At 68.1% G+C, this 12,155-nt stretch carries 19 protein-coding genes; 1 reads left to right on the plus strand and 18 read right to left on the minus strand.

The window, feature by feature from the left end:
* From ACFVWR_RS18290 to ACFVWR_RS18355, 14 genes are all read right to left on the minus strand, one after another.
* The coding region (locus tag ACFVWR_RS18290; protein ID WP_387215564.1) for a hypothetical protein at window positions 1–487 on the minus strand (487 nt) is incomplete at its 3' end.
* On the minus strand, window positions 484–696 hold the full coding sequence (locus ACFVWR_RS18295; protein ID WP_387215568.1) for a hypothetical protein: 213 nt from the start codon (window positions 694–696) through the stop codon (window positions 484–486). The genes ACFVWR_RS18295 and ACFVWR_RS18290, both read right to left, overlap by 4 nt.
* Window positions 693–1,448: a hypothetical protein gene (locus ACFVWR_RS18300; RefSeq protein WP_387215571.1), complete on the minus strand. Its 756-nt coding sequence runs from the start codon at window positions 1,446–1,448 to the stop codon at window positions 693–695. Before ACFVWR_RS18300 ends, ACFVWR_RS18295 begins: the two co-directional genes overlap by 4 nt.
* A 2-nt stretch (window positions 1,449–1,450) precedes the next feature.
* Window positions 1,451–1,966 (minus strand): hypothetical protein, encoded by a 516-nt coding sequence (locus ACFVWR_RS18305; protein ID WP_387215574.1) that lies wholly within the window; start codon window positions 1,964–1,966, stop codon window positions 1,451–1,453.
* Entirely contained in the window at window positions 1,963–2,313 is a 351-nt protein-coding gene (locus ACFVWR_RS18310) for a hypothetical protein (RefSeq protein ID WP_387215577.1), read from the minus strand. Before ACFVWR_RS18310 ends, ACFVWR_RS18305 begins: the two co-directional genes overlap by 4 nt.
* A gap of 15 nt (window positions 2,314–2,328) precedes the next feature.
* Window positions 2,329–2,676, minus strand: a complete 348-nt coding sequence (locus tag ACFVWR_RS18315) for a hypothetical protein (RefSeq protein WP_387215580.1) — start codon at window positions 2,674–2,676, stop codon at window positions 2,329–2,331.
* Window positions 2,673–3,053 (minus strand): hypothetical protein, encoded by a 381-nt coding sequence (locus tag ACFVWR_RS18320; protein ID WP_387215583.1) that lies wholly within the window; start codon window positions 3,051–3,053, stop codon window positions 2,673–2,675. Before ACFVWR_RS18320 ends, ACFVWR_RS18315 begins: the two co-directional genes overlap by 4 nt.
* The gene (locus tag ACFVWR_RS18325; protein WP_387215587.1) at window positions 3,046–3,474 is read right to left on the minus strand and encodes a hypothetical protein; all 429 of its coding nucleotides are present in this window, start codon (window positions 3,472–3,474) and stop codon (window positions 3,046–3,048) included. Before ACFVWR_RS18325 ends, ACFVWR_RS18320 begins: the two co-directional genes overlap by 8 nt.
* A complete protein-coding gene (locus ACFVWR_RS18330; protein WP_387215590.1) occupies window positions 3,471–4,406 on the minus strand; it encodes a hypothetical protein in 936 nt (311 codons plus the stop codon). The genes ACFVWR_RS18325 and ACFVWR_RS18330 overlap by 4 nt, the downstream gene beginning before the upstream one ends.
* Window positions 4,407–4,491: 85 nt before the next feature.
* Window positions 4,492–5,484 (minus strand): DNA-methyltransferase, encoded by a 993-nt coding sequence (locus tag ACFVWR_RS18335; protein WP_387215593.1) that lies wholly within the window; start codon window positions 5,482–5,484, stop codon window positions 4,492–4,494.
* Window positions 5,485–5,563: 79 nt separating this feature from the next.
* On the minus strand, window positions 5,564–6,046 hold the full coding sequence (locus ACFVWR_RS18340) for a hypothetical protein (RefSeq protein WP_387215595.1): 483 nt from the start codon (window positions 6,044–6,046) through the stop codon (window positions 5,564–5,566).
* Window positions 6,047–6,153: 107 nt separating this feature from the next.
* A complete protein-coding gene (locus tag ACFVWR_RS18345) occupies window positions 6,154–6,474 on the minus strand; it encodes a hypothetical protein (RefSeq protein ID WP_387215598.1) in 321 nt (106 codons plus the stop codon).
* Between the two features lie 81 nt (window positions 6,475–6,555).
* Entirely contained in the window at window positions 6,556–6,846 is a 291-nt protein-coding gene (locus ACFVWR_RS18350; RefSeq protein WP_387215601.1) for a hypothetical protein, read from the minus strand.
* Between the two features lie 150 nt (window positions 6,847–6,996).
* Complete coding sequence (locus ACFVWR_RS18355) at window positions 6,997–7,356, minus strand: hypothetical protein (protein WP_387215604.1); 360 nt, start codon at window positions 7,354–7,356, stop codon at window positions 6,997–6,999.
* 289 nt (window positions 7,357–7,645) lie between these two features.
* On the opposite strand from ACFVWR_RS18355, the gene ACFVWR_RS18360 reads away from it, so the two are divergent.
* Window positions 7,646–7,915 (plus strand): hypothetical protein, encoded by a 270-nt coding sequence (locus ACFVWR_RS18360; protein WP_387215606.1) that lies wholly within the window; start codon window positions 7,646–7,648, stop codon window positions 7,913–7,915.
* Between the two features lie 423 nt (window positions 7,916–8,338).
* On the opposite strand, the gene ACFVWR_RS18365 is transcribed toward ACFVWR_RS18360, so the two are convergent.
* The 4 genes from ACFVWR_RS18365 to ACFVWR_RS18380 form a co-directional block, all read right to left on the minus strand.
* A complete protein-coding gene (locus ACFVWR_RS18365) occupies window positions 8,339–8,905 on the minus strand; it encodes a hypothetical protein (protein WP_387215609.1) in 567 nt (188 codons plus the stop codon).
* 24 nt (window positions 8,906–8,929) lie between these two features.
* Window positions 8,930–9,517: a hypothetical protein gene (locus ACFVWR_RS18370; protein WP_387215612.1), complete on the minus strand. Its 588-nt coding sequence runs from the start codon at window positions 9,515–9,517 to the stop codon at window positions 8,930–8,932.
* 479 nt (window positions 9,518–9,996) lie between these two features.
* On the minus strand, window positions 9,997–11,181 hold the full coding sequence (locus tag ACFVWR_RS18375; protein WP_387215615.1) for a helix-turn-helix domain-containing protein: 1,185 nt from the start codon (window positions 11,179–11,181) through the stop codon (window positions 9,997–9,999).
* Between the two features lie 349 nt (window positions 11,182–11,530).
* The coding region (locus ACFVWR_RS18380; protein WP_387215618.1) for a hypothetical protein at window positions 11,531–12,155 on the minus strand (625 nt) is incomplete at its 5' end.

Below are 12,155 nucleotides of genomic sequence, written 5' to 3' on the forward strand. Positions count from 1 at the left end.
GCTGCACGCCCTTCAGCTCGGCGAGCTCCCGCTGGGCCTCGGCGAGACGCTTCAAAGCGTCCGCGAGGTCGCTGCGGAGGTCTGATCCGCCGGTGACGATGCGGGAGTAGCCGCGGGCAACGTACTCGAGGTCCCGGATGCGGGAGCGCAGGCCTTCGGGGTCGCGGTCCTGACGCAGCTCGGCAACCTCAGCCTCGAGTCGCTCGAAGTCCCTGGCGGTGCGCTGCTTCTGCCGTTCCTTGCCGCGGTCGTAGCCGCGCCGCCACTCGTCCCTCAACTCGTCTTCGGGCGCCTTCTCCAACCACTTCAGCAGGCGCCGGGCCGCTCTCCGGTGCGTGCGTGCCTGCTCGGGGTCTTCTTCCTCGAGCTCGTCCATGGTGTCACCGCAGTGGTAGATGCCGCAGAGAGTTGCCGCGAGGGCCTCGATGCGTTCCTCCCGCGTCGGCTCTGGCGCATCGTCTACGGGCGGCTGGTCGTCGGTGGTCATGCGTCCTCAACTCCGATGTACTCGTGGGCGTCGCGGTGCTTTCCGCACGGGACGGTGAACCATTCGGCCTCACAGGGCCCGCCACGGCCTTCGTAGTGGTGGTCGGCGATCGTGGCGACGGGTATGGCCTGCTGGCCCGGGAGAGGGGCGGGTGCGGCCTTCTCGAGGGCCTTCCGCGTGTCGGTGATACGGGCCAGCAGATCCGTCACTCGTCCTCCAGGCCGCCGCCGATGACCAGTCGAAGCCGAGCACGCGTCGGCACTGGGTCACTGCCAGGAACGGGCCAGTTGTCAGCCACGACGCCGTACGTCTTCGGTGGCTCCCAGCTCCGGTCGTAGTTCCATGCGGCGGCCTCCTTGTACAAGCGGGCCCACGCCTGCTCCTGCCCTTCAGCCATCAGGTACGAGGTGACGAGTCCGCCCGCGTTCGGGATGGGCTCCGGGCCGGGGTTGGCGAGACGCTGCGTGCGTAGGTCGCGGCCCCACGCCTCGTGACGGCGGCAGTACCAGACTGCTGTCCGCCACCCGGTGTCCTGGTCGACGGTGTAGTCGTGATCGACGCCAGGCTGGCCGCACAGGCCGGCCCGCCGGATCATGGGTGCTGCGCAGTGTCGCTGCTCCCATCCGTCGCGCTCAACCTCGTAGCGGGGGCGGTCGGCGTACAGCAGGTCTGCCAGGCGGGATGCTTTGCGCTGGCCGGGACCGTACTCGCCGAGGATCTTTGAGGCGCGCTTCCTCCAGCTGATGAGGTTCCCGTCGGTGTCGTACCGGTTCGGGTCGCGGGCGCTGAGCCAGGCGAGGAGGAGGATCAGTTCCCGGGCCTCGGGCGTCATGCGCTGGTCCTGGTAGACGCGGGCTATGAGGGCGTCGTAGTCGTCTCCGCCGCCGCTGCCGCCGCCCTTCCTTTTCCGCTTTCGGGTTGGCGTCTGCTGGACATGCGCGAGGTGCAGGGCTGCTCCCACGGTCAGCTCTCCCTGCCGTTGAGGGCTTCGATGGTGGGGCAGGGCCAGGGGACGTCGTAGTCCGGGTAGTCGCCGGCGGAGCAGTGCTCGCAGGATCCGGTGTGACGGTTGCGGACGTGCAGTTCGCGGACGCGGTCGACGTCCGCCTTCCATGCCGCGTTCGCTGCGTGGCAGCGCTGCGCCTCGGCAACGAGCTGCGACCAGTTCAGGTGCAGGCCCGCGTCCAGGGCTTCGGCGAGCGCCTTGCGGGTGATGTCGTGGGCGACCTGGATGTCGGATGTGGTGAGGGGGCGGCCGAGATCGCGGTACTTGCCTTCGGTGACGGCGGCCCGGATGCGCTCGAGTTCGGCTTCCGCTTCGGTCGTGACGATTGGGGCGATGGCGCCCGCGATCCAGGTGACCCATTCACGGATGCGCTGTGTGCCGGGTTCGTCGTGCAGTTCGGCGTCCTGGAGTCCGAGCAGCATGGTGGGGCCGATGACCTTCTCGATCCGGTCCGTAAGGCTTGAGTCGGTCACTTCCCCTCCAGGATGTCTGCGGCCTGGCCTTGGAGGCCCTGGACCATGTGGTGCACGGCGGTCCAGTACCGGGGGTCCTCCTGCGGTGCCTGCACGGCGTCCAGGACGCCCTGGAAGAACTCGGCGGACTTCCGGAGGGCGGCTGCTTCGAACCGGGCCTGGGCGGCGGTGATGCGGTCGTTGTAGTCCTGCTGCCGCCGCTTGCCCTCGTCGGTGAGCAGCTCGCCATTGGTGTAGGTGCAGTGTCCGTAGGCGGCGAGCCCGAACAGTTCGTACTTGGCGACGTTGTACGCCTTCTGTACCTCGGTCAGCTCCGGCTCGACGTCGTCGTCCTGCTGCTCGGGCATGGTCTTGTTCTCCTGTCAGGCGTTGCGGAGGATGTCGTACATTCGCTGCGCCCGATAGTTCAGCGGGGACAGCCAACCCTCACCGTGCTGGCGGCAGAACTGGGAGTCCTCCTCCGATCCGGGGGCGAGGGAGCACAGGTCGTGTTCGTTGACGCGGGGGCAGCAGTCGCAGGTCGCTTCGCAGCAGCCGTCGTCGGGCTCGCAGTCCTGGCAGCGGTAGCCGGTGCAGTAGGGCTTGCTCTCGTCGTCCTGTTCGGCGGCGCGGTCTTGGCAGTCGGGGGCGGGGCAGTTTTCGAGGAGTCCGCGGTGGAGGGTGAGGCCGCTGGCGGGGCCGCTGCCCTGATGCGTGCCGTCGTCGGTCATCGGCCCTCCCTCGCCTGCTGTGTCTCGTCGGTCAGCGGCTTGGTGCAGTCGTCGGGGCAGGGGTACCAGAGGCTATGGACACGGGACGGACACTGATCCTTCTGTTCCTTCATCCAATTCAGGTAGTAGTTGTCGCCGACGTGCTCGATGAAGCGCTGGGACGGGTTGCCGCCGGGAGGCTGGAGGAGGATGCCGAGGGCGTTGCGCAGGCCGATGGTTTCCCCGCGGACGACGTGCTCGGCGTCGGGGTCGCGGCGCTCGGGGCCGGTGCCGAGTTCGTGGAGGCGGGTGAGGCGGCGGTGGAGTTCGGCGGCGACAGTGTTGGCCCGGTCGCGGAGGTGGGCGTAGAAGTCGTCGCTGTAGGTGGGTTCAGGCACGGTCGACCTCCTGCTGCGCTCCGTCGGTCAGGCGGCGGGCCTCTTCGTAGTGCCTGCGCCAGCCCTCCCGGGGGTCCTCCAGCATGAATCCCACCTTGGCGCCGCAAGAGCAGGACACCTTCACCTGCGTCTTTCCGGCGGGGTCGAGGTTGTCGGTGCGCGGCAGGTGGCCGGCCAGGGCGTCCGGGTGGTTGGGGCACAGGTGCAGCTTGAACTGGCCCAGGCTGCGGGCACCGTCGGCGCTCGTTGCGCGGAGCCGGGAGCGCGGCGACTTCAACGGCGGCAGCGGGGGCCTGACATGGTGCGCGATGCTGGACACCACCGTCCAGTCGGCGGGTGCACCTTCTTCGGCGAGGGCCTCGGAAGGGCATCCGGTGGCGTCGCACCGGTAGCGGTACGTCCGCAGCATTTCGACGCTCATCGGTTCTCTCCCGCCTGCAGCGCCTCGTCGTGCATCGCTTGGACGTTCCGGCGTGCGTCGCGGAGCGCTGCGACGACGTGTTCGATGTCCTCGGGCAGGACGTACACGCCCTCGTCGGCCACCACGGACACGACGGGGCGGCCGCCGTCGTCGTGGGCTGCGATGGTGAGTTGGGCGGCGTCCGCGTCCGTGTAGACGAACGGTTCTCCCGCGAGGGTGTCGGCACGGTCAGCCTGCTGCGCCTCGTCGGCCATGCGGCTCGCGGTGCGCAGGAGGGGCTTCGGCACGATGCTGTGGCCGTCCTCGGCGGGCACGGTGTGGTTCCACCAACCACCGTTCGCCCCGTCAACCCAGATCACGGGGGCTAGGCACTCACGGCACACCATGGCCAGGTCGCTGGCGTCGGCTCCGCTGTCCTGCTGCGCATCATCGGCCGCGCGGCGAAGTAGTTCGGCGAAGGTGAAGGCGGACACGTTCACGGGCTCAACTGCGCCCGGATCGTAGTCATGTCCCTCGATCAGGTCGGCGGCCTCCCGCAGCACGGCGGCCCGGTCGGCAGGCGCGGGGAGGACGGCCAGGAACGCGCTGGCGTCGTCGCTGAATGCGGCCCGGTCATGCGGGCTGGCATCAATCCAGCGGAAGCCAGGGTTGCTGTACTCGAACAGGGCGGCAGCCACCCGCTCGCGAAGGTCGGTGTCGGCGGGCACAGACGGCACGGCGGGCTCGGCGAGCATGGCGGCGATCTCGTTGAGGCCGTATCCGTCACGGGCGAGGCTGCCAACCATCGGGTCTGCGTCGTCGGCTGTGTTGCGCAGCGCTGTGCCGATCTCCAACACGCTCATGCCGTCGCGGAAGTGCGCGTCACGAAGGTGGTCGGCGGCCTCGAGGAGTGTGAGGGCGCGGATCCGGTCGGCTGTGGTCGGTTCGGTCATGGTCGCCTCCTGGGCGGTGCGAGAGGATGGGGCGTGCAGCGCCCCGATTCGCCCCGGGCGCTGCGCTGCTGTGGTCACGAGGCGCTCATGCGGCGCCGCCGAAGTCGAGGACGCCCTGCGCGAAGCGGTCCTTCGCGAGGTCGTGGTACTCGGGGTTGAGGTCGATGCCGATGTACTTCCGGCCGAGCTCCCGAGCTGCGGCGCCGGTGGTGCCACTGCCGGAGAACGGGTCCAGCACGGTCCCACCGGGCTTGCAGCCGGCCTTGATGCAGCGCAGCGGCAGATCGATCGGGAACACCGCGAAATGCGCGCCCGGATACGGCTTGGTCGTTATCGACCACACGTCGCCTGGGTTGCGCCCAAGCGGGTTCACCTTTGCGTATTGCAGGGTGCTGGACGATCCGCTGTGCTTGATGCCGGGCGGCTCGTATTGCGCGTCATATCGGCCGCCGTACTTTTCGTGATGATCTACGCTGGCCGGTTTCCACGGCTCACGAATGGCGTCCAGGTCAAAGTGGTAGCGCTGCGACTTCGAGAATAGGAACAGGTGCTCGTGCCTGCTGCTGAGACGGTCGCGTACGGACTCGGGCATCGCGTTCGGCTTCTGCCATATGACCTCGTTACGCAAGATCCAGCCGTCGTCCTGCAGCGAGAACGCCACCCGCCACGGGACGCCGAGCAGGTTCTTCGCGGGCGGCGTTCCCGGCGGGACGGAACCGGTGCGGGTCTCCTTGGCGGGGTAGCGGCCGTCGTGAACTTCCTGCTTCATCGGCCGCGGCTCACCGCGACCCTGGTTGCCCCAGGACCCGGAGTAGCTGTCTCCGAGGTTGATCCACATGGTCCCGTCGTCGGCGAGCACGCGGCGGGCTTCGGTGAACAGGGCGCGCATCGTCTCGACGTACTCGGCGGGCGTCGCCTCCAGCCCGTACTGGCCGGCCGTGCCGTAATCGCGAAGCGCGAAATACGGGGGCGACGTCACAACGCAGTCGACGGATCCGTCGGGCAGGGTTCGGAGTTGGTCCAGGGCGTCTCCGAGGAGCAGCGTGACTTGGTCGTCTTGGTAGTACGGCTCGGGCATGGGGCGGCTCCTGGGAAGAGGGCGTGGGTTCAGGCTCTCGCCGTTTGGGCGGGGTGTTCCCTGCGGTCGGGAAGGGGGGTCAGGCGGCGGTCAGGGTCTGGCGACGGGGAGACTGGCGGGTAGCGCGGCGGGCCAGCATCCGCAGCCACGTCTGTTCCTGGGACGGCTGCTCCCACGAGTGCATGCCCTTGGCCTGGTCCCAGCGGCGGCCGTGCTGGCGCTTCGGGGTGCCACACCAAGCGCATCCGAACGGGACGATGCCGCCGGCGGGCAGGTTGAGGCCGTGTCGGGTGACGGGCCGGATGTCTGCCTCGGTGTCGAACGTGCGGTCGTCATCGTCGACGAACGTGATCCCGTGGAAGCCGAAGTCGCCGACCATGTAGATGCCGGGCGTGAGTTCGGTGGTGAGGTCGAACCAGTCGCCGTTGATGGCGTTCTTGAGGCGTCGGACGATCTCGCAGTTGGCGTGGTCTGTGCAGGTGGAGGGGTGGTCCCAGGCGATGGTGCGCTTCCCTTCGGTGAGGTCGGCCAGGACGAGGGGGTGGCTTGGCAGTGCGGTCATGGGGCGCCTCTTTCGGTGGTTCGGAGGTCCTGGCGAGTGCTGGGGAAGGGGTCCGCCCCGGCCCTGGAAGGGGGTGGGGCGGCGGCCGGAACCACCGCCCCAGGGGCTCAAGTGGGCGTGTGCAATTCGGCCGCCGCAGTGCTGCCGACTGGCTCGTCGGGGTACATGCAGCGCTTGGCCGCGGTATCCCAGAGAGCTCCCGGCATGGCGCAGTCGGGGCCGATGCGGTGGGAGTCGACGAACACGTATCGGGAGCGGACCACGGTCATGTGCTGGTCGCAGGCGAGGCTGACTTCGCAGTCGACGTTCCACAGGATGTGCCAGGTGGCCGGGGCTCCGCAGTCGGCGCTTGGGGTGTCGGCGGGCGAGTAGGTGCACTGCTGGGCTTGGTCGTTGATGAAGCGGCCTAGCGGGGCGAAAGGATCCATGGGTTCAGCCTGGTCCGGTTGCGGTTTGATGTTGCCCCGGCCCTGGAAGGGGGTGGGCCGGGGCGGCGTGGGGGGTGGGGGTTAGGTGAGTTCGCGCTGTGTCCTCACGGTGTGCGGGGCGAGGTTGACGAAGTCGCAGCCTCCTTCCACGCGTACGGCCTGGGCGTCGTCCATCCAGGCGTTGTCGATGTCGAACGGGATGTGCTGGACGGCTTCGAGGAAGTCGTCTTTGGCGAGGTCCTTCGAGGCGTAGACGCCTTTGATGGTGCCGTTGCCGCCTTCGTAGAGTTCGCCGGTGGTGAGGATCCAGACGGTGGGGAGCGCCGCGTGCGGCGTGTCCTGCACGTTGTGGGCGAGGGCGCGTTCCGTCATGGGGTCCTCCTTGGTGGGATGCCTCCACCTTAACTCATAACCCATTGCGGCGCAATGGGTTGCCCATGGTCCCGCCCACGAAAAAAGGGCCTCCACCCCACGGGTGGAAGCCCAACAACCCCTACCGACGCCCAGTTCAGACGCCCCGCCTCACTCCTCGACCAGCTCATCAAAGTCGACAACAATCGACCCCCGCACCTCACCCGAGGCAGTCGGCACCTTGAACAAAGACACCAGACTCGTGCCGCCGCTCCACCGCTCCTCCTCCCGTGGAGCCGTACCAGCCAGCACACGCACCCACTCGTCGAACACCGCACGCCGGTCCTCGTCGGTCTGCTTTGGGTCGTAGCGGTGCACCTGCCCCCGCAGTGCCCCGCTGGCGTTGACGGCCCAGTCGAGCGGATACCTGCCGGCCTTCAGCCCGCCCTCCTGCAGCTCGCAAAGGATGCGCAGCCCGCGGGCCTGCCACGAGTTCAAGTCAGTCACTGTGATCTCACCGAGAGACGTCATGGTGCGGAGTCTGCCAGCGGGCACTGACAGCCGGGGCGGGTTCGCGGGCGTGCCAGCTATCGCCAGTTGGCGACGATCAACACGAGCGCCACGCCCCGCACACCCCTACCGCCGCCCGCACACCCGGAGGATCCTCAGGAGTCAGGCCGACAACACCCAAGGGGGACACCGTCATGAACTGCCCTAACTGCGGCGGAACCGCGCAACAAGGCCCCAACGGATCCTGGACATGCCCGCAATGCGGCCCCATCTCCGGCAACGCCAACACCCCAGGGCTAGGGTCAGCTGCGTGACGAGGAAGAAGAAGACCCGGCCCACCGATCACGCCCGGAAAGCGCAGGATGCGCCCGGCAGTCCGGCGGAAGCTGCTGCTGCCTTCCTCGCCGGCCAGGAGATCACCACCACCGACTGCCGCCAGTGCGGATCGGTCGTATCCGGACTTAACGGACGCTATGCCTGTGGGATCTGTGGGTGGGTGAATGCGTGGCATGAGGGCCACGGTGAACTGCCGGTCGCGCAGGACGATCCGGACTGGCCTGGGCATAGTCGCAGCGCGTGAGACGCCGGGCCCCGCCCGGCAAGGGCCCGTTGTCGCCGTACGGCCATCCCGGGCACCCTGTAGGCAGGCGCGTACGGGGCGCGCAGGGGGAGAGGGATCCAGAGTGTGGTTCGTGCTCACGTGCGGCTGGTGCGGCGAAGAGAACCTGTTGTGGGGCGAGCGCACCGGATTTTGGAACAACCGCTTCTGGATGCCGGACGACTTCGAGTGCGCCCATTGCTCGGGGGTCTGCGAGGTGCACGCTCCGCCGTGGACCCCGTACGAAGACTGACCGCGCGACGATCCTGAGCGGCGGGGAGACGCTGCCGCTGGCCCTGAAGGCCGACGAAGGCGCCTGAGCCCACCAGGAGCACGTCAACGCCCCCACCAGCTCCGGCCGGTGGGGGCGTTGTTGTGGTTCATGGGGTCCCGCGAAATGCGGGTTCAGGTGGCCCATGGCGGGGTGGCGGGCTGCACGTCCTCGATGCGATCGGTACGCCAGACGATGATTTGTGTGGTGGCGGGGCTGTACCAACCGCCGCCGGTGACGACCTTCAGGAGCGGGTCCTGCTGCGTCCAGTAGGCCAGCCTCTCGGCGAACTCGCTGATGCGCTCGAGACCGTACGGCGCGGAGGTGAGGACGGCCGGCTTGCCGTCCTTCAGCCAGCCCACAGCGTGGTCCAGCCAGTCATGGTCCAGGGATGCATTGGCGTAGCGGGTGCAGGCCGCTCGCTCGCGGTAGGGACGGCACCTTCGGTTGACGGCGCCCCGAAGCCAGGCCGGACAGCAGCCGTGCGGGGTGTACTTCAGGCCGTACTGCTCGGCCCAGGACACCATCGCTTCTTGTTTGGCCTGCTGCTGCTGGACGCGTTCGGCGTAGGTCTCTGCCGATTCGTCGCGGGTGATGCTGCGTTGGGCGGGACTCATTCCGTAGGGCCAGCGAATGTCGCCTCCGTTGGTACCGAGGATGGCGGCCGCACGGTCGTGGAGGTCGGGCGGGGCGGTGGTCATGCTTCTCCGTTCCGGAAACGACAGTTAGATCGTGAGATTCGGGACGTACAAGCCAGCCGCCCGACCGATCTGCCCAATGTCCATCGTCGGCTGCAGGGGAGAGGGCTTCCAGCCGGTCACCTCCTGGATGAAGCCGCCCTTGTTGATGGTGGTGGCGTTCCAGCCGCGATCCATAACGGGCAGCCGAAGCCAGTTGATCCGTTCCCCGGTGACCGCGTGCCGAGGGGTGCTGTAGTGGGTGAGGAAGTCCTCCTCCTCGTACGGACCGAACATCTTTACCAACTGCGGGTCCTGCGGCAGCGGACGGGTGTGCGGTGCCGCCTCGAAAATGTTCATGACGGCCGGTGTAGTGACTGTCCACAGGATCGTGACCTCGCCCGGCTTGTACAGGTGAGGGTGACTCTCGTGCGCCAGGTTGGCGACCTTGTCGACCCACATCCGCCACAGCGCAGGTGCACTGATCTCTTCAGGCAGGTAGTCGTCTGTGATGGATGAGCAATCGGGCTCGGCGTAGAGAGTGAGTTCCGTGGTCTCGGTGTACCTGGATTCTCGGCCGGTGAATGTCCATTGAGTGCCAGAGGGGTAGGGCTGGGTGGTGGTCGCGGGGCGCATGGGGGCATTCTCCTTAATGGCATGGCTGAACGTGCACGAACGCCCCACTGGCTGGGGCCCGGTGGGGCGTTCGTGGGGTCATCGTGGATTTTGAGCTGCCGTCACCGCGCTTAGTGCCGCGGTGGCGGCAGCGAGCGTTGTCGGATCGACCTTGGCGGCGATGAGGCAGGCTAAGAACAGGGCGAGCTGCTGGATTTGGACAGGGCTGGGCGCCATGACGAAGATTCGCCTTCCATGAGGGGTTGGGGCGTGGTGCAGTGGGCGTCCAGCCCTGCTTCTTGCGGGTTGCAGGGTGGGGGCGTGGCCGGCGAGTGCACCGGCAAAGGCTTGTCCGGCCACGCATTGAACCCTAAGTCATAACTCATGGCGCCGCAATGGGGTAGCAAGGTTCGAATGGCGCAACGCGAACGCCCCACCGGCTCCTGGCCAGTGGGGCGTTGACGCGATCTAGAGCGGATCCGGGGATCGGAAAACGGCAATCAAATACCCACCCACTGTGCCAAGTTGGCCACCGTGTCCGGCGTAGACCGCTGCGCCCGGACCAGCGCGGCGACCGTTTCACGGACGGTGAAGTCGTACCTGGTCTGCTGCGGCGCGACCTTCCGGGCGACCAGCAGGGACTTGAACGAGGCCTCGTTCTGCCCGATCCACAGCTGAGCGTTCGCGACCTCCACCATGTGCCGGCCTGTACGCGAGGGCGGCCATCCGGCGGGGATCCGCATCTTGTCGGCGGCCTGGACGGCGCCGCGGTAGTCCTTCAGCTCGGCGAGCGCGGACACGCGGTGCGCGGCCACGTTGGTCGGCCCGAACGACACCCAGCGCATCTTCGGCACCTCGCCGGTGCGGGAGGCTGCCAGGTGGGCCTGGTCCAGGTGGCCGAGGGTGGTGTCGCGGTCTCCGTTGCGGGCGGCGATGACCGATGAGCCGAGGTGGAGCTGACCGCTAATGGCAGTGCGCTCGGTTCCTTCGGGAGCCTGCTCAAGGAGCCGCTGCCCGGCTTCGATGAGACGTCCGCCCATCGCGTACTTGCCCGTACGAAGGTGGACGAGGGCGCGCATGTACTGGCGGAGCGCCGACAGGACGGGATCGGAGGCGCGCTGCCCGGCCCAGTCCATGCGGTCCAGGGCAATCGCTGAGAGGTCCTGGTAGCCGAGCTTGGTGGAGACGTCGTACGCGTTGCGGTACACGGTTCCGAGAACGCCCCAAGCCTCGCTGGTGCCCTCGATGTACGCGGCCGCGGTGGCTTCCTCCATGACGGACGGCAGGAGCTCGGCAACAGAGCGGAGCTGGCCGGCGCGGACCTTGGCGCACATGTCGTCGGCGACCGCGGCCAGTGTCTCCGTCGGGCGGGGACGGAGCTGCGGATCGGCGGGCCCTATGTCGTACCAGTCGAGGCCTTCGCGGATCGGGTCGATCAGCTGCTCGAGGTGGTCGGCCCGTAGCTCGGCCTGGTAAGGCTGCCCGGAGATGGTGCCGATGTCGACGTGGAGGGCTCGGGCGACGGCGGCGACAAGTGCGGCGGACGCGGGCTTCTTCCCGGTCTCGACTTGAGCGATGAGGGAGACGCTGAAGCTGGTGGCTTCGGCGAGTCCGACCTGCGTCATTCCGTTGATCTTTCGTAGGTCGGCGATGCGCCGTCCAGCGTGCTCGTCAGACGGGTGCATGGAGGTCCCCCAGTCGTTGTCGGCAGGCCCTCAGCGTACGCACGCCGGGTGCGGGTGAGCGAGCGTGCCCGGTGAGGCAGGTTGCCTGTTCACGGCAGTTGATCACGGTTTGTGGTGGTGCGTCTTTCACGGGCTGTGAAAGTCCGAGTGCGGGTTGCGGCGGAGGATCGAAGTAAGCCGGACGATCACCTCTGCCATCTCGGGGGCTGCTCCCATGCGCATGCCGACGTCGATGCACAGCGAGCACCGGACGGCTGTCCTCGGCGGGGCCCGGATCGCAGCACGGGCCCCGCACGCGACGAGGTACGGGGCGCCTGTCCTCATTTGCCGGGAGGACAGTCACCCCGCCTCACCGCCGCACCCTCGACTTGCTGTCCAGCACCGCCTGGCGGGCTTCCCGAGCCAGGTCCACGTTCACGCCGTACGACTTCCCGTCCTCACGGGCCATCGGAACGTAGGCAGGGGCCGTGTACGTCGGGGTCTCGGCCGTCGCCGGCGCCTCTGCCACGGGATGGCCGGAGGGCCCGTCCTGAGCGCTCTCCTGCGCCCTGCGCCGGTCCTCCCGCTCATCCTCGCACCGCGCGCAGACAACGCCCGAGTCGATGTTCAGGCCGTCCTCGCAGCGGGCGTCGTTGGCCCAGCACTTCGACGGCGACAGCAGCTCCAAGAGCATCCCGAGCGGCGCATCGATGCCACGGCCGTCCTGGGAGTTCGCGTCGTCGTCGTAACCGAACGCCAGCCAGCGACGCGCGATCCGGTCCGCGGCCTGTTCGGCAGTGCGCTGCTCGTCGACGATCACGCGGCTGATCGCTTCGGTGATGTCGGTGGGGAGCCCCTGCGGCCATTCCTTCTCGAGGCGGTCGGCCAGCGGCCGGGGGATCGCAGCGAGAACACGGCGCACGCTGTCGAACGAAGCCTTCTCGACGGGGGCCTCATTCTTGCCAGACGCGGCGGAGCCGCCCCCACCGAGGCTC

The organism is Leifsonia sp. NPDC058292, from assembly GCF_042880955.1.
GTDB lineage: Bacteria > Actinomycetota > Actinomycetes > Actinomycetales > Microbacteriaceae > Leifsonia.